This is a genomic window from Micromonospora costi, from assembly GCF_003626655.1.
Lineage (GTDB): Bacteria > Actinomycetota > Actinomycetes > Mycobacteriales > Micromonosporaceae > Micromonospora > Micromonospora costi.
On sequence record NZ_RBAN01000002.1, the window covers coordinates 1,130,921 to 1,147,940 of the forward strand.

Consider the following 17,020-nt stretch of genomic DNA (forward strand, 5'->3'; position numbering starts at 1 on the left):
AATCGCGGATGGCTGGTCCGGCGGAGCCCTCCTCCATGAAGAGGAATATTCATCCGACTAAAGATGGTCGCTGTACTGCGGCCCGGGGCCGCTACCGTGATCGACGTGAGGAACGATGCGCCTGTTGTGGAGGTGGTGGCCTACGATCCGGCCTGGTCGGAACAATTCGAGGTCGAACACCGGCGGTTGGCGGATTCGTTGCCCACGGCGCTGAGCATCGAACACATCGGATCGACCAGCATTCCCGGGCTGGCGGCCAAGCCGATCATCGACATCCTCGCGGTAGTACCTGTGGTCGATGTCGTTGTCGCCGCCCTCGCGCGTCTTGAGCAGCTTGGATACGTCTATCGGCCGCTGGCCTTCCCCGAGGACAGCGAGCACCTTTTCTTTGTCAAGGACACCGCCGGGAAGCGAAGCCACCACCTGCACGTCTTCGGCGTTACGTCGCCGGCGCCAGAGGAGAACCGGCTCTTCCGCGCCTACATCGCGGCTAACGCCGACGCCGCCCGGCGCTATGAGGCGGCGAAGAGACGCGCGGCCGAACTGCATCCCGACAGTCGAGCCCAGTACGGCGCCGCGAAGGAAGAGGCGTTTATGCAGCTGCTGGCCGAGGCCCGGCTCTGGGGCAGCTCGGGCAGGCGGCAGTCGGCGGAACGCTGAAGCCAGCGTCCGGCGAGGTCGACCCGCTGGGCGGTGGCAGCACCGATGCCATGGGGAGCGTGGCTGACGAGGGCTTTGCGTGGTGGGGCGGGCGGGACTCGAACCCGCGACCGAGGGATTATGAGTCCCCTGCTCTAACCGGCTGAGCTACCGCCCCGGCACCGCGCCGGATCCTATCCCGGCCAGTCGATCACGGGCCAGCACGTGCCAGCGCCGTCGCTCATCGGCGTCCTCGGCGGGGCAGCACGATGGGCAACGCGAGGATAACAGCGCGCAGCGGGCCCGGCGGGGCGCACCACCGCGCGGGGCCCGCTGCCCCAGATCTGGGGCAGCTCGACAGGCCCGCGACGCCCAGGCTCGACGAACGCCCGCGACCCCCAGGCTCGGCAAACGCCCCCGACCCCCAGGCTCGACAGGCCCGCGACCCCCAGATCAGTCGTGGGGCTCGCCGGGACCGATGGCCCGTAGCGAGGCCAGCACCGCTCCGGCGGCTCGCCAGCCGCTGGCCAGCGCCCCCTGGATGGACGGGCTGTCCCGGTGGTCCCCGGCCACGAAGAGCCCGTCGCCGAGCGCCACCGGCTTGCGCAGCCGGCCCTGCGGCGGCGGCGCGGCCGGCAACGCCTCGGGCACCCGCACGGTGGTGAGGTGGGTCCAGTCCGACGTGGAGCGTCCGTAGAGGCGGGCCAGCTCCGCCCGTACGGCGGGCTCGGGCGGCGGCGTCGGGCCGACCACCGACGTGGCCACGAGGTGCCGGCCGGCGGGTGCGTAGCTGGGCACGGCCCGGGTCACCACGACCGTGTTGGCGATCAGCTCGCGCCGGTCGCCGTCGACGAGCAGGATCGGCTCGTCCAGCGGGGCCTGCCCGGTGCTGTGGTAGTAGGTCGTGTAGCTGTGCATCCGTACCGTCGCCAGGGTCGGCAGGAGCGCGGCCGCCGCGGGCGGGTCCACGGCGACCACGACGGCCCGGCAGCGGATGTCGCCGGCCTGCGTGCGCACCCGCCGGGGCGCGACCTCCGCGACCGGGGTCTCCAGGTCGACGAGGTCGGCTGGCAGCGGGCCGGCGATCGCCCGGGGCAGCGCGGCCATCCCCTCGGCGGGTAGGCCGTTGCGCCCGCGGGCGAACGACCGGAGCACCATCGCGAGCACCCGGCTGGACGTCTCCAGCTCGCGGTCGATGAAGACGCCGGAGAGGAACGGGCGGACCAGCTCCTCGATGAACGCGCCGGACAGGCCGGCGCGGCGGAGCGCGACCTCGGTGGTGGTCTCCGGCGCGGTGAGCAGCCGCCCCGCCGGCAGGGCGGCGCAGCCCGCGGCCAGCCCGGCGAACCGGAGCCGGTCCAGGAGCGTGCCCACGCCGGCCAGGACGCTGCCGGGCCCGCCGGCCGGCTCGCGGAGCGGGTTGACCAGCCGGATGAGCCGGTCGTCCTTGCGGACCAGCACGCCGGCGGTGAAGTACCCGAGACGGAGCCGGTCCACGTCGAGCAGGGTGCCGAGCCGGGGATAGGCGGTGTTGAGCACCTGGAAGCCGCGGTCCAGCAGGTAACCGTCGACGGCGTCGGTGGCGACGCGGCCGCCGAGCCGGTCGCGGGCCTCCAGCAGCCGCCACGGCACGCCGGCGCGGTGCAGCCGACGGGCCGCGGCGAGCCCGGCCAGGCCGCCGCCCACGATGACCACGTCCGTCTCAGCCAGCACGATGCCGTCCCTCCACGTGGTTCGTCCGGGCCAACCGGCCCGGCCACCAGATCTTTGGCCCGATGTCGTACGCGAGCGCGGGCACCAGCAGCGAACGCACGATGATCGTGTCGATGAGGACGCCGACCGCGACGGCGGTGCCCAGCTCCACGAGCACCACGAGCGGGAGCACGGCCAGCGCGGAGAACGTCGCGGCGAGCACGATGCCGGCGGAGGTGATCACTCCGCCGGTGACGGCGAGGCCGGCCAGCACGCCCGCCCGGGTGCCGCGCCGGACCGACTCCTCCCGGACCCGGCTCATAAGGAAGATGTTGTAGTCGATGCCGAGGGCCACCAGGAAGACGAACGCGAACAGCGGGAACGACGCGTCGACGCCCGGGAAGTCGAAGGCGTACCGGAACAGCAACCCGCAGAGCCCGAGCGTGGCCGCGAAGGAGAGCAGCACGGTCACGATGAGCAGGACCGGGGCGACCAGGGCGCGCAGCAGCAGCGCCAGGATGACGGCGATGACGGCCAGCACCACGGGGATGATGACGTTCTGGTCCCGTTCGGCGGCGGCCGAGGTGTCCACGTTGATCGCCGTGAACCCGCCGACCACCGCATCCGCTTCCGGCACCCGGTGCACCGCCGTCCGCAGCTCGCGGACCGTCCGTTCGGCGCCGTCGCTGTCCGGCGGGTCGGTGAGCGTCGCCTCCAGTTCGACCCTGCCGTCCACCACCAGCGGCGGCCCCGCCGGTCCGGCGCCGCCGTCGCCCTGCCGGCTCAGCGGGCGTACGGCGGCGACACCGCGGACGCCCTGCGCCGCCTCGGTGACCTGCCGTACGGCCTGCTCGTTCACGATGATCATGGCCGGGCTGCCGGTGCCCGCCGGGTAGTGTCGCGCGATCACCTCCTGGCCGGCGACCGAGTCGGTGCGCTTGGTGAACAGGTCCGACTGTCCGAGCGTGGCGGTGTCGAGCTGGGTGAGGCCGAGCGCGAGGGCCCCCAGGAGCACGGCGGTGGCCACCCAGACCGGTCGGCCCCGTCGGGCCACGAACCCCGCGATCCGGGCCCACAGGCCGTGCTCGGCGGTCGGCTCCGCGCGGTCGTGCCGGGGCCGGCGGGGCCAGAACGCCCAGCGGCCGCCGAGCACCAGCAGCGCGGGCAGGAAGGTGAGCATCACGAGCAGGGTGGCCGCGATGCCGACCGCGGCGACCGGGCCGAGCGCCCGGTTGGAGTTCAGGCTGGACAGCAGCAGGCAGAGAAGGCTGAGGATGACCGTGCCGCCGGACGCGATGATCGCCGGCGCGGCGCCCCGCCACGCGGTCCGCATGGCGCCCCACGCCGAGTCGTGCCGGTGCAGCTCCTCCCGGTACCGGGCCACCAGCAGCAGCGCGTAGTCGGTGCCGGCGCCGAAGACCAGCACGGTGAGGATGCCCTGCGCCTGCCCGTTGAGCGTGACGACGTCGGCGTCGGCCAGCACGTAGACGAACAGTGCCGCCAGCGCGTACGACATCCCCGCCGCGAGCAGCGGAAATATCCACAGCACCGGGCTGCGGTAGACGACGAGCAGGATGACCAGCACCACGGCGAGCGTGACCAGCAGCAGCGAGCCTTCGATGCCGCCGAAGACCTCGATGAGGTCGGCGAGCAGGCCGGCCGGCCCCGCGATGTCCACGGTCAGGCCGCCGGCGCCCTCTCCCGCGATGTCCCGCAGCCGTTCGACGACCGTGCCGATCCGCTCGCCCTCGGCGTCGTCGATGGGCACCACCACCTGGAGCGCCTGCCCGTCGGCGCTGGGGATCGGTGGTGGCAGCGGCGCGACCACGCCGGGCACCTGGGCGAACCGGGCCGCGTCGGCGGCCACCTTCTGCCGGTCGGGCTCGGTGAGACCGGTACGGCGCTCGTAGACGACGAGGGCGGGGGTGGTCTGCCGGCCCACGAACCTCTGTGACAGCTCCTGCGCCCGGGTGGCCTCGGCGTCGGCCGGCAGGAACGCGGCGTTGTCGTTCGTGGCCACGTCGCCGAGTCGCCCGGAGAACGGGCCGGCGACCGCGCCGACGACCAGCCACGCCAGCACCACGATCACCGCGATCAGCGTGGCCCGGCCGCGGCCCACCGATCCGGACATCCGCTCCCACCCGTGAGTCGACGCACCTGCGGGAACAGCCCGAAACCGCCGCCCGACCGTCAATCCTGCCCGCAAGACGCCCCGACCGGGCCAAAACCCCCATAACCCCCGCGCCCCGCCACCCTCCCCGCGATCTTGCACTTTCTGCCCCTCACCTGAGGCGTATGCACCCTTTGCCGGGGCCAAAACTGCAAGATCGCGGGGGCGGGAGGATCGGGGCGAGGGCCGCGCGGGGAGGGCACGGGGGGCGCGCGGGGGACGCGTGAGGGGGTGGGGATGCAGGAACGCCCGCGGCCTTGCGGCGGCGGGCGTTGTGTGGGGTGGCTCCCCCGATTGGACTCGAACCAATAACCTGCCGGTTAACAGCCGGCTGCTCTGCCAATTGAGCTACAGGGGACCGCACCGCACGGGCGGCGGATCTCTCCGACGTCGTGCGACGGGGACAAGAGTACAGGACTCCCGGGGGTGTTGGTCCAGGGGGTTACCGGCCTCATCGGACGCCCGCAGCGATGGGAACCCGCCCGGCAATCCGGACAAATCGTCATCACGGCACAAGCAGGCATGAGCGCAGAGCAGGATGGGTAGTTAGCTGCGTACGACAGGACGCAGGCGCGAGTTGGTCGCGCCCGTCGGGGTATGCCGGCGGGGCGACGGCGCGTCAGGTACGGAAGGAGCCGCCATGCGCGGAAAGATCATGTTTCTTGGCGGGCTGGCTGCGGGATTCGTCCTGGGCGCCCGTGCCGGCCGGGAGAAGTACGAGGAGCTGGTGATGCGGGGCCGCAAGGTGCTCGACCACCCCACCGTCCAGGAGGCGGCGGGCGTCGCGCAGGCTCAGGCGACCCGGCTCTACAGCGAAGGCAAGGACAAGCTCGGCCAGACGAAGCTGGGCGAGAAGCTGGGCGGCAACGGCAACAAGGAGCTGACGGCCGTCGACGACGCGCTCGCCGGCACGCCGGCCACCGTCGGTGCGAAGTCCGGCGGTAGCTCGTCGGGCAGCGGTTCGACCTCGTCCGCCACCACCGCCCCGCGCACCAAGCCGTCCGGCTCGGGCACCAACAGCAACACGATCTGAGCACAGCGCCTCCGGGCCCGGCCGCCACCTCGGCGGCCGGGCCCGTTGCGTGTCCGCGCACGTCAGAGCGTCCGGCGGCCGACTGGGAGACTTTCTCCGATTTGGAGCGAAAGTTCGGCCGGATAGACGAAAACTTTTGACCCTTGCCTCTTCTCTTTAGTGGCAGTCGCAAATATCGTCCTGCGTAGAACCTGGCCAGGCTCTTGGTACATCCCCCGCGACCTCCTCAGCGACGTACCGGCCGCTGAGGCGGACCCGCCCGACCAGAGCAGAGGTTCGATGCGCAGACACACCGGCCGGAGATCGGCCACCTACCTCGGCCTGCTCACGCTCGTCGGCGCGACCCTCGTCGCGACCGGCGCGCAGCAGGCCACCCCGGCACAGGCCGCGCCGACAGCGGCCGCGCCGGCACCGCAGAACAACGGAATCGAGTACAAGGTGCTCGTCTTCACCCGGTCCGCCGGCGGCAGCCACGCCGCCACCACGGCCGGCGTCGAGGCGATCCGGGAACTCGGCCAGGACCGGCGCTTCACGGTGGAGGTCACCGACGACGCCCGGAAGTTCGACGAACCGCACCTCAAGCAGTTCCGCACCGTGGTGTTCCTGAACACCTCCGGCGACGTCCTGAACGACACTCAGCAGGCCGCCTTCGAGCAGTACTACCGCGACGGCGGCGGCTTCGTGGGCGTGCACTCCGCCATCGAGGCGGAGCCGGGCTGGTCGTTCCTCGACAACCTGCTCGGCACCCGCGCCGTCGGCGCCCCCGCGCCGGCCAGCGCCGCCACGGTGACCGTCGCCGACCGGGTGCACCCGGCGTCGGCGTCGCTGCCGGAGCGGTGGAACACCACCGACCGGTGGTACAACTTCGCGGCCAACGTACGGGGCGTCTCGCACGTCCTGGCCACGGTGGACGAGAAGACGTACGCCGGCGGCAGCATGGGCTTCGACCACCCGATCACCTGGTGCAAGGACTACCAGGGCGGGCGCTCGTTCTACACCGGGCTCGGCGCCACACCGGAGAGCTACGGCGGCCCGGACCTGCGCGCCCACCTCGCCGGGGCCATCCAGTGGGCGGCCGGCGTCACGGACGGGGACTGCGGCGCGACCGTCCTCGCCAACTACCAGATGACGGTCATCGGCGCCCAGCCGAACGTCAACGAGCCGATCGGCTTCGACGTGCTCCCCGACGGCCGGGTGATCCAGACCGACCGGCGCGGCGGCGTACGTCTGCACGACCCGGACACCAACGAGACCACCGTGCTCGCGCAGATCCCGGTCTACACCCACAGCGAGGACGGGATGTACGGCCCGGCGGTCGACCGGGACTTCGCCACCAACAGGTGGGTCTACCTCTACTACGCGCCGCCACTGGACACACCCACCGGCGGCGCACCGACCACGAGCACCGACCCGGCGGCCTGGGACGTGTGGAAGGGCTACTTCCAGCTCTCCCGGTTCAAGTTCGTCGACGGGGAGAACCCGACCCTGGACCTGGCCTCGGAGCAGAAGATCCTCCAGGTGCCGGTGGACCGGGGGGCCTGCTGCCACGTGGCCGGCGACATCGCCTTCGACTCGCACAACAACCTCTGGCTGGTCACCGGTGACGACACCCCGGCCGGCGGCGGCGGGTCTGGCGGCTTCTCCCCGCACAACGACTCGGTGAGCGCCACCGGCGTCTACCAGGCGCCGTTCGTGGACGCCCGGCGCAGCTCGGCCAACACGAACGACCTGCGCGGCAAGATCCTGCGCATCAGCGTGCGGGACGACGGCAGCTACACCGCGCCGGCGGGCAACCTGTTCCCGGAGGCGCAGGACCCGGGTGACAAGACCCGGCCCGAGATCTACGCGATGGGCTTCCGGAACCCGTTCCGGATCACGCTCGACAAGAACGACGTCGCGTACGTCACCGACTACTCGCCCGACTCCTCGACGCCGGCCGTCGGCCGGGGACCCGCGGGCACCGGTCGGATGATGGTGGTCGACAAGCCCGCCAACTACGGCTGGCCGATGTGCGTGCAGCCGAACCTGCCGTACATCGAGATGAACTGGACCACCAGCCCGATCTCGCCCGTCGCGCCGTTCGACTGCGCGGCGCCGCGGAACACCTCCCGGCACAACACGGGTCTGACGGACCTGCCGGCCGTGGAGAAGTCGGAGCTGTGGTACTCGTTCCAGGCCCCGACGCCCTGCCCGGAGTCCTACCTGTCCACCCCGACGCAGACCTGCCCCGTGCTCTTCCCCGAGCTGGGCACCGGCGGCGTCGGGCCGCACGGCGCGGCGCGCTACGACTACGACCCGGAGCTGAGGTCGGAGACGAAGTTCCCCGCGTACTTCGACGGCGCGATCCTCTTCGGCGAGTTCACCCGGGACACGCTCAAGGAGATCCGGCTGGACGGCCAGGGTGACATCCTGAAGATCAACGACGTGTTGAACTGCGGCCAGGGGCCCACCACCCCGGCGAAGCCGTTCCTCTGCGACAACCCCATGGACATGAAGTGGGGGCCGGACGGCAACTTCTACCTGCTGACGTACGGCGACGGTTTCTTCAACGTCAACCCGGACGCGGCGATGCTGAAGTTCAGCTACGTCAAGGGCCTGCGGGCACCGACCGCGGTGGTCGGGGCCGACCGCACCAACGGCGTCGCGCCGTTGACGGTGACCTTCAGCAGCGAGGGGTCGAAGGACCCGGACCCGGCGGACTCCATCTCGTTCGCCTGGGACTTCGACGGCAACGGCACCACCGACTCCGTCGACCCGAACCCGACCCACACCTACACCGCGAACGGCGTCTACACGGCCCGGCTGACGGTGACCGACTCCAGCGGCAAGACGGCGTCGGCCAACACCACCATCACGGTCGGCAACACGGCGCCCACGGTCACCGTCAACACCCCGATCGAGGGCGGCTTCTTCAGCTGGGGTGACTCCATCCCGTGGTCGGTGACCGTCACCGACCCGGAGGACGGGCCGGTGGACTGCACGAAGGTCGAGGTGACCTTCGTCCTGGGCCACGACAGCCACGGCCACGGCGAGGCCAACCAGTTCGGCTGCTCGGGCGTGCTGCCCACGGACCCGGACGACGCCTCGCACGGCGGCTACATCTACGGCGTGGTCAGCGCGTCCTACACGGACCGGGGGGCCAACGGCCAGCCGGCGCTGACCACGGTGGACCAGCAGGTCATCCAGGACAAGCGGCAGGAGGTCGAGTTCGCCGCCGACCAGTCCGGCACCACGGTCGGCACCAGCGCCGACACGGGTGGCGGTCAGCAGCGCGGCAGCCTCGACCCGGGTGACTGGATCGCGATCAACGGCACCGTGAACCTGCTCAACATGCAGTCGGTCACCCTGCGCACCTCGGGTGGCAGCGCGGCTACGGCAGGGCAGCCCCGGTTCGGCGTCGAGCTGCGGCTGGACTCGCCCACCGGCCCGCTGCTGACCACCGCCGTGGTCAACGCGACCAGCGGCAACAACGCGTACGCGAGCACCAGCGTGCCGATCACCGACCCGGGCGGTACGCACCGGCTCTACCTCCGGTTCACCACCGTCCCCGGCGGCCCGACCAGCGGTTTCGGCAACCTGAACTGGGTCGAGTTCGCCGGTCAGGGCATCGGCGTCACCCCGTGACGCCGTGGCCGCGGGACCGCCGCCGGCGGTCCCGCGGCCACCGCCCACCTTCCGCACCCTCATCCACACCGGAAACCAGCACCGAGAAAGGCAGCAGCAGATGAACGACAGTCAGCACGGAATGAGCCGTCGCCGGATGCTCGGCACTCTGGCCGGCGTCGCGGGCGCGGCCGCCGTCGGCGCCGCCGGCCTGGGCTCCCCCGCCTTCGCGGGCAACGGCGTGCTCGTCCCGACCGGCAAGCGCGGCATCATCCTCTACAGCGTCCGGGACCGGATCAGCGCCGCGCCGGACGCCACGGGCGTGCCGTACGGCTTCGAGCGGGTGCTCGCCCGGCTCGCCGAGATCGGCTACAAGGAGGTCGAGTTCGCGGGCTACACCCAGCACTCCTCGATCCTCGGCCGGCAGATCACGCCGCAGGAGATCCGCAAGGTCCTGGACGACAACGGGCTGCGGGCCAACGGCTCGCACGCCTCGGTGCCGGGCTCCGTCACCCCGGACACCATCGCGCAGTTCGAGCAGACGCTCGACACCGCCGAGATCCTCGGCATGACGCACATCGGTACGGGCAGCGACCCGACCGGCAGCAACTACAAGGCCGACTGGGACGCCGCCGTCGACCGGTGGAACACCTTCGGCGAGATGGCCGCCGCGCGCGGGCTCAAGCTGTACACGCACAACCACGACGCGGCGTACAACTTCCTGCTCGACAGCGGCCCCCTGGACGCCCAGGGCCGCCCGACCCGGTCCTCCGGCGTCCGCAAGCTGGAGTACTTCATCGCCCGCACCAACCCGGAGTGGGTCTGGTTCGAGATGGACATCTACTGGGCGCACGTGGCCCAGCACCGCTTCCGCAGCTACACCGACCCGGACGGGGTGACCCAGACCAGCATCTTAGACCCGCTGGCCGTGGTCGCCGCGCAGCCCATCCGGTTCCCGCTGTTCCACGCCAAGGACGGCACCTACGACCCGGCCAGCGCGGCCGGTTACGCGATGGTGCCGCTCGGCGAGGGCGACATCGACTACGGCACCTTCTTCGCGAACATGGGTGCCAAGGGCTACCACAACCCGATGTGGGAGCAGGACAACGCGCCGGGCGGCGCCGCCGACCCGGGCCGCTCGCTGCGGTACGCGGAGATCAGCTACCAGCACATGTCGGGTCTGCGGGGCTGACGGACTCGACACGTACGCCAGGGGCCGCATCCGTCACCGGATGCGGCCCCTGGTCGTGTGACCTCTGCGTCAGTCCTTGCTGCTGAACGCCGCGTCGAAGGCGGCCGAGGGGGCGTCGAAGGCGAGCCGGCGCACGAACTGGAGCGCCTCGGGGGCGCCCACGAGCCGGTCCATGCCGGCGTCCTCCCACTCGATGGAGATCGGCCCGTCGTAGCCGATGGCGTTCAACGCCCGGAAGCAGTCCTCCCACGGCACGTCGCCGTGGCCCGTGGAGACGAAGTCCCAGCCGCGGCGCAGGTCAGCCCAGGGCAGGTGCGAGGAGAGCCGGCCGCGACGGCCGTCGCCGGTGCGCACCTTGGCGTCCTTGCAGTCGACGTGGTAGATCCGGTCGGCGAAGTCGAAGATGAAGTTCACCGGGTCCAGCTCCTGCCAGACGAAGTGCGACGGGTCCCAGTTCAGCCCGAACGCCGGCCGGTGGCCGATCGCCTCCAGCGTGCGCTTGGTCGTCCAGTAGTCGTACGCGATCTCGCTGGGGTGCACCTCGTGCGCGAAGCGGACCCCGACCTCGTCGAACACGTCGAGGATCGGGTTCCACCGGTCGGCGAAGTCCTGGTAGCCGCGCTCGATCATCGACGGCGGCACCGGCGGGAACATGGCGAGCGTGTGCCAGATCGACGAACCGGTGAAGCCGACCACGGTCTTCACGCCGAGCTTCGCCGCCGCGCGGGCGGTGTTCTTGATCTCCTCGGCGGCCCGCTGGCGTACGCCCTCCGGCTCGCCGTCGCCCCAGATCCGCGCCGGCAGGATGTCCTGGTGCCGCTCGTCGATGGGGTGGTCGCAGACGGCCTGGCCGACGAGGTGGTTGGAGATCGTCCAGACCTTCAGGTTGTGCTTGGCGAGCGTCTCGCGCTTGCGGTCGACGTACGAGTCGTCGGCCAGCGCCTTGTCGACCTCGAAGTGGTCGCCCCAGCAGGCGATCTCCAGCCCGTCGTAGCCCCACTCGGAGGCGAGCCGGCACACTTCGTCGAACGGAAGGTCGGCCCACTGGCCGGTGAAGAGCGTGATGGGTCGCGCCATTGTCCTTCTCTCCCCTGTGGTGATGGGGATTCCGTACGGGCGGGACCGGGGCGAGGGTGACCGGTCGAACCGGTGCGCGGCGGGCCGTGGCCGGACGCCGGCGGGTGCGCCACGCACCTGCGCCCGCCGGGTTGCGCCTCCCGCCGGGACCGCCGGCCACCGTTGACGGTCGCCGCCCCCAACTCTAGGTGCCGCACCCCGCCCGCGAAACCCCCCAACCCCCACCCCCCAGCCCCGCGATCTTGCACTTTCGGCCCCCGTTTCGTGGCCTTCACCCCGGTATGCCGGGGCACAAAGTGCAAGATCGCGGGGTGGGTGGGTCAGGTCAGGGCATGACCCACTTCTGGTTTGCTGCTCCCGTGCAGGTCCACAGGTGCACCACGGTGCCGTCGGCCGAGTTGTTGCCGGACACGTCCAGACACTTGCCCGACTGCGGGTTACGCACCGTCCCGTCGGCCTGCGCCGACCAGTTCTGCGCACCCGTCCCGTTACACGTCCACAACTGGATCTTCGTACCGTCCGCCGATCCACCACCGGACACGTCCAGACACTTACCCAACGCCCGGACCGTCGAGTTCGCCGTCACACTCCACGTCTGCGCCGCACTCCCGTTGCAGGTGTAGAGCTGGATCTGCGTACCGTCGGCGGTCCCGCTGTTACGGACGTCGAGGCACTTGCCCGCGAGACCCCGGATCGGGCCGGTGCCCGGGGTGCCGCCGCCGGTCCCCCGCACGAGGGTGAAGTCGTCCACGTCGAAGAGCCCCGAGCCGGACCCGGCGAAGGTCAGGTAGAGGTTCTGGGTCCCGGACGGCACGCCGGAGAGGGTCGTGGTGACGTCGGCGAAGGTGTTCCAGCCGCCGGTGTTGGGCACCGCCACCGAGCCGAGCACGGTGCCGGTGGGCGACCCGGTGCGTACCTGGATGGTGCCGCCCGGCCCGCCGGAGACGATCCGCGCGCGGAACGAGGTGGCGTTGGTCAGGTCCAGGCCGTTGTACGCCGCCCAGTCGCCCGGCTCGACGTAGCCGAGCGTCTGCCCGCCGTTGGCGCCGGTCTTGCCGACCGCGCTGACCCCGCTGGCCGAGCTGAACGCCTCCGCCTGGACGGTGGTGTTCCCGCCCGGCGGCGTCCCGCCGAGCTCCTTGATCCGGATGTTGCGGAACGACACGTCGTCACCGGTGCCGTGGTTCTGGATGCCGATGTGGCCGGCGAGGGAGCGGACAGGGTCGGTGTTCGTGAAGTCGTTGATCTTCACACCGTTCAGGAAGACCTGGAGCCGCTCGCCCTCGACGAGCAGTTCGTAGGTGTTCCACTCCCCCGCCGGGTTCAGCGCCGCGTCCCGGGCCGCGATGTCGGCCGACTTGAAGGTGTAGACCGCACCGGTGGTGCGGTCGACCGCGTCCGTGGGGTCGATCTGGATCTCGTACCCGTTGTTCACGGCCGACCACGGGTCGCTCGACGGCGGGAAGCCGATGAACACGCCCGAGTTGTCGTCGCCCGCGAGGCGCCAGTCCAGCTTCAGCGAGTAGTTGGTGAACTGCTTGGCGCTGTACCAGAACAGGCCCATGCCGCCCACCGAGGTGAGCGTGGCGTCGGAGTTGGTGAAGCTGCCCGGCCCGGCCTGCGACCAGCCGCTGGTCGACCCGTTGTAGAGGGTGGTGTAGCCGGTCTCCGGCCGGCAGTCGGCCTTGGCCCGCCCGGCCGCGTAGCGGATGCCGCCGAGCAGGTGGGCGCGGAAGGCGGGCTCGGCGTACGACGCCTGGGTGTGCCCGCCGCCGGTGTAGAACGACCGGCCGCCGTTGTACGTCTTGCACCACGAGTGCGGGTGGTCGGCGCCCATCCCGCCGCCCGAGTACGACGACTCGTCGAGGGTGGCCAGCACGCGGGCGCTGCTGCGGGCGTTGGTCCGGTAGTTGTACCACTCGTCGGTGCGGGTCCACGTCTGCGGCAGGTGCGCGGTCGCCGCGTGGGCGCGGTTCTCCACCTTCACGTTGGCCTGCTGGATGGCCGGATGGGAGGCGAACCACGCGCCGACCAGGTTGCCGTAGAAGGGCCAGTCGTACTCGGTGTCGGCGGCGGCGTGCACGCCCACGTACCCGCCGCCGGAGCCGATGTACGACTCGAAGGCGGTCTGCTGGCTGGCGTTGAGCACGTCACCGGTCGTGTTGAGGAACACCACCGCCTCGTACTGGGCGAGGTTGCCGGTCGTGAACGCGGCCGCGTCCTCGGTGGCGGTCACCGTGAAGTTGTTGGCCGCTCCGAGGTCGCGGATGGCCTGGGTGCCGACCGCGATCGAGTCGTGCCGGAAGCCCGCGGTCTTCGAGAAGACCAGCACGTCGTACGGGGCGTCGGCGGCGCTGGCCGGTGTGGCCGGGCTGGTGCAGGCGATGACGGCGAGGGCGGCGGTGGCCACGCCGAGGACGGGTCGCAGGAGTCTGCGCATGTCGCTCTCCTAACGTCGGTCGGGAGGGGCCACCGGTGTCGACCGTACGCCGTGACCGGCGGCCCCTCCGCTCAACTCAGGGCAGGATCCACTTCTGGTTTGCTGCTCCCGTGCAGGTCCACAGGTGCACCACGGTGCCGTCGGCCGAGTTGTTGCCGGACACGTCCAGACACTTGCCCGACTGCGGGTTACGCACCGTCCCGTCGGCCTGCGCCGACCAGTTCTGCGCACCCGTCCCGTTACACGTCCACAACTGGATCTTCGTACCGTCCGCCGACCCACCACCGGACACGTCCAGACACTTACCCAACGCCCGGACCGTCGAGTTCGCCGTCACACTCCACGTCTGCGCCGCACTCCCGTTGCAGGTGTAGAGCTGGATCTGCGTACCGTCGGCCGTGGCCGCGTTGCGCACGTCCAGGCACTTGCCGGCCAGGCCCCGGATCGGGCCCGTGCCGCCGCTGCCCGTGCCGGTGTTCAGCGTGAACGTGTCCACGTCGTAGAGGGCACCGGTGCCCGACCCGGCGAAGGTCAGGTAGAGCGTGGTGGTGCCGGCCGGCGGGTTCGTGACGGTGCCGGTCACGGTGGTGAAGGTTTCCCAGCCTCCGGTCACCGGCACCGTCGCCGAGCCGATCACCGTGCCCGTGGCCGAGCCGGTCCGCAGCTGGAGGGTGCCGCCGGCCCCGGCCGACGAGACCCGGGCGGTGAACGAGGTCACGTTGCCCACCTGGTACGGCTGGAACGCGATCCAGTCGCCGTTGTTGATGTCGCCGACGGTCTTGCCGCCCTCGGCGGTGGCCTTGTCGAAGGTGTTGATCCCCGACGAGGTCTTGAAGTGCTCGGCCTGCCGATGCCGCGGCTGGAGGGTGTGCTGGGTGTGGGTGGTGAGCCCGCCCGCGTCGGTGTACTCGGCGTCGAAGATCGCGAAGATGTTCGCCGCGTAGTCGTGCTCACCGTCGGCCGGGATGGTGACGGTGCCGGAACAGCCGTTCTGCGAGGTGATCTGGTGCCCGTGCTGGTCGTGGCCGAGCACGTACGTCATCTTGACCTTGGCGCAGTCGATCGCGCCGTCCTCCGGGTCGGTCGCGGTGATGCTGAACGGCACGGCGTCGCCGAAGGAGAAGAGCTTGCCGTTGCCGGGGCTCGTGATGGTCACCGTGGGCGCGGTGTTGCCGACGTTGATCACCACGCTGGCGGTGCCGGTGGCGCCCTGCGGGTCGCGTACGGTCAGCGTGGCCGTGTACGTCCCGTTGGTGGTGTAGGTCTTCGTCGGGTTGGCCGCCGTCGAGGTGGTGCCGTCGCCGAACGCCCACGAGTACGTCAGCGCCCCGCCCTCCGGGTCGGACGAGCCGGCCGAGGAGAAGGTGACAGCGAGCGGTGCCGCGCCGGAGGTCCGGTTGGCGCTGGCCACCGCGGTCGGGGCCCGGTTGCCGCCGCCCACGTAGTCGAAGCGGTAGAGCGCCGAGTTCGCGTCCCCGTTGAAGTAGCCGGTGCCGTAGTCGAGCACGTAGTACGCGCCGTCCGGGCCGAACGCGGAGTCCATGACCTGCTTGCCGGTCCACGGGAAGCTGTCGATGGTGCCCCGGGAGCCGTCCGCGTTGACGTGGATCGGCTTGATCCAGCCACGGCCGAACTCGGTGGCGAAGAACTGCCCGTCGAAGGACTGCGGGAACTTCGTGGTCGAGGGGTTGGCCGCGTTGTAGCGGTAGACCGGGCCGCCCATCGGCGACTCCGAGCCGCCGCCGAACTCGGTCGGGGTGCCGGCGTCACCGCCGTAGCGGATCCAGGCCGGCTGCGCCGGCGGCAGGGTGGGCCGGCCCGTGTTGCGGAAGGAGTTGTTGGTCGGCCCGCCCGTGCAGTTGAACTTCGGGCCGCTCGCGTTCGTGGCGAAGTCCCACTCGTTGTACGTCTCGCTGCTCGTGTTGGTGCCGGTGCAGTACGGCCACCCGTAGTTGCCGGGCCCGGTGACCCGGTTGAACTCGACCTGGCCGGCCGGCCCCCGGGTGGCGCTGGTCGAGCCGGCGTCCGGCCCGTAGTCGCCGACGTAGACGACGCCGGTGGCCTTGTCGACGCTGATCCGGAACGGGTTGCGGAAGCCCATGGCGTAGATCTCCGGACGCGCGCCGGCCGTGCCGGCGGCGAAGAGGTTCCCGGACGGGATCGAGTACGTCCCGTTCGCGTTCACCTTGATCCGGAGGATCTTGCCGCGCAGGTCGTTGGTGTTGCCGGCGCTGCGCTGCGCGTCGTAGCCCGGGTTGCGGTTGGTCCGCTCGTCGATCGGGGCGTACCCGGCCGAGTCGAACGGGTTGGTGTCGTCGCCCGTGGAGAGGTAGAGGTTGCCGGCGGCGTCGAAGTCGATGTCGCCGCCGACGTGGCAGCAGAGCCCCCGGTCGGCGGGCACGTCGAGCACGTCGACGCGGCTGGCCTGGTTGAGCGTGAAGTCGGCGTTGAGGGTGAACCGGGACAGCCGGTTGACGCCCTGCCAGGCGGAGAAGTCGCTGCCCGTGGCCGGGGCGTCCCCGGCGGGGGTGGACAGCGGCGGGGCGTAGTAGAGGAAGATCTGCCGGTTGGTGGCGAAGTTCGGGTCCACCCCGACGCCCTGCAGGCCCTCCTCGTCGTGGGTGTAGACCGGGATGGTCCCGATCACGGTGGTGGCGCCACCGGCGTCGGTGCGGCGCAGCGTGCCGTTGCGGGCGGTGTGCAGCACCGAGCGGTCGGGCAGGACGGCCAGCGACATGGGCTCGCCCATCTCGGCGACACCGCGGGCCAGCTCGACCTGCTGGAAGTCGGTGGCGTTGATCGGGTGGGCCTGGGCCGGGGTGGGGCCGCCGAGCGCGGCCGGACCGGCGCCGAGGGCGACCGTGCCGGCCGCGGCGACCAGCAGCAGCGCCGAGCCGGCGGCGAACCGTCGTCGGGGTGGGTGGTGGGGTCTGTCCGAGATGGACATCTGGGCTGTCCCTTCCTGACGGGCGAAGGCCAGGGTGGGGCGCGCGCCGACGCGCCGGATGCCGTGGCGGTGGTTGCGGTGGGGGCCACCGGGGAGGTGCCGACCCGGACGGCCGTGAGCGCTCCGACACTGGAGCCACGTGCGCGGAGGTCACCAGTCGATGGGTTACCGCGCCGCCGGTTCACCTCGACGAAACAGTGGGATGCTGGCCACGACATTAAGTGGCC

9 protein-coding genes and 2 tRNA genes are annotated in these 17,020 nt (G+C 71.2%); 4 read left to right on the forward strand and 7 right to left on the reverse strand.

All coding sequences use genetic code 11. The annotated features are described in order from the left end of the window. Positions 1–105: 105 nt before the first annotated feature. Positions 106–660 carry a GrpB family protein gene (locus D7193_RS16315; RefSeq protein ID WP_158674818.1) on the forward strand — a complete coding sequence of 185 codons (555 nt, stop codon included), beginning with the start codon at positions 106–108 and terminating at the stop codon, positions 658–660. Between the two features lie 80 nt (positions 661–740). Here the strand turns inward: D7193_RS16315 and D7193_RS16320 are convergent. The 4 genes from D7193_RS16320 to D7193_RS16335 form a co-directional block, all read right to left on the reverse strand. Further along, a tRNA-Ile gene (locus D7193_RS16320) sits at positions 741–817 on the reverse strand. A 275-nt stretch (positions 818–1,092) separates the two neighbouring features. Further along, positions 1,093–2,349, reverse strand: coding sequence for an FAD-dependent oxidoreductase (locus tag D7193_RS16325; RefSeq protein ID WP_377456352.1), 1,257 nt, complete (start codon positions 2,347–2,349; stop codon positions 1,093–1,095). Beyond that, entirely contained in the window at positions 2,342–4,462 is a 2,121-nt protein-coding gene (locus D7193_RS16330) for an MMPL family transporter (protein WP_120780293.1), read from the reverse strand. Before D7193_RS16330 ends, D7193_RS16325 begins: the two co-directional genes overlap by 8 nt. 321 nt (positions 4,463–4,783) lie before the next feature. Continuing rightward, positions 4,784–4,859 (reverse strand) — tRNA-Asn (locus D7193_RS16335). 282 nt (positions 4,860–5,141) lie between these two features. Between D7193_RS16335 and D7193_RS16340 the strand changes: the two genes are divergently transcribed. From D7193_RS16340 to D7193_RS16350, 3 genes are all read left to right on the forward strand, one after another. Continuing rightward, positions 5,142–5,534, forward strand: coding sequence for a hypothetical protein (locus tag D7193_RS16340; RefSeq protein ID WP_120780294.1), 393 nt, complete (start codon positions 5,142–5,144; stop codon positions 5,532–5,534). Positions 5,535–5,813: 279 nt separating this feature from the next. Next, positions 5,814–9,158 (forward strand): ThuA domain-containing protein, encoded by a 3,345-nt coding sequence (locus tag D7193_RS16345; protein WP_120780295.1) that lies wholly within the window; start codon positions 5,814–5,816, stop codon positions 9,156–9,158. Between the two features lie 100 nt (positions 9,159–9,258). Next, complete coding sequence (locus D7193_RS16350; protein WP_241562998.1) at positions 9,259–10,329, forward strand: sugar phosphate isomerase/epimerase family protein; 1,071 nt, start codon at positions 9,259–9,261, stop codon at positions 10,327–10,329. A 69-nt stretch (positions 10,330–10,398) separates the two neighbouring features. Here the strand turns inward: D7193_RS16350 and D7193_RS16355 are convergent, their stop codons facing one another. The 3 genes from D7193_RS16355 to D7193_RS16365 form a co-directional block, all read right to left on the reverse strand. Continuing rightward, on the reverse strand, positions 10,399–11,406 hold the full coding sequence (locus D7193_RS16355; protein ID WP_120780297.1) for a sugar phosphate isomerase/epimerase family protein: 1,008 nt from the start codon (positions 11,404–11,406) through the stop codon (positions 10,399–10,401). 325 nt (positions 11,407–11,731) lie between these two features. Beyond that, a complete protein-coding gene (locus D7193_RS16360; RefSeq protein WP_120780298.1) occupies positions 11,732–13,846 on the reverse strand; it encodes a ThuA domain-containing protein in 2,115 nt (704 codons plus the stop codon). Between the two features lie 76 nt (positions 13,847–13,922). Then, the gene (locus D7193_RS16365; RefSeq protein ID WP_120780299.1) at positions 13,923–16,793 is read right to left on the reverse strand and encodes a PQQ-dependent sugar dehydrogenase; all 2,871 of its coding nucleotides are present in this window, start codon (positions 16,791–16,793) and stop codon (positions 13,923–13,925) included. Between the last annotated feature and the right edge of the window lie 227 nt (positions 16,794–17,020).

Excerpts from the sequence above, each read along its gene's own strand:
- D7193_RS16360 (WP_120780298.1), bottom strand. The coding sequence starts at position 13,846 with ATGCGCAGACTCCTGCGACCCGTCCTCGGCGTGGCCACCGCCGCCCTC.
- D7193_RS16350 (WP_241562998.1), top strand. The coding sequence starts at position 9,259 with ATGAACGACAGTCAGCACGGAATGAGCCGTCGCCGGATGCTCGGCACT.
- D7193_RS16355 (WP_120780297.1), bottom strand. The coding sequence starts at position 11,406 with ATGGCGCGACCCATCACGCTCTTCACCGGCCAGTGGGCCGACCTTCCG.
- D7193_RS16365 (WP_120780299.1), bottom strand. The coding sequence starts at position 16,793 with ATGTCCATCTCGGACAGACCCCACCACCCACCCCGACGACGGTTCGCC.
- D7193_RS16345 (WP_120780295.1), top strand. The coding sequence starts at position 5,814 with ATGCGCAGACACACCGGCCGGAGATCGGCCACCTACCTCGGCCTGCTC.
- D7193_RS16340 (WP_120780294.1), top strand. The coding sequence starts at position 5,142 with ATGCGCGGAAAGATCATGTTTCTTGGCGGGCTGGCTGCGGGATTCGTC.
- D7193_RS16330 (WP_120780293.1), bottom strand. The coding sequence starts at position 4,462 with ATGTCCGGATCGGTGGGCCGCGGCCGGGCCACGCTGATCGCGGTGATC.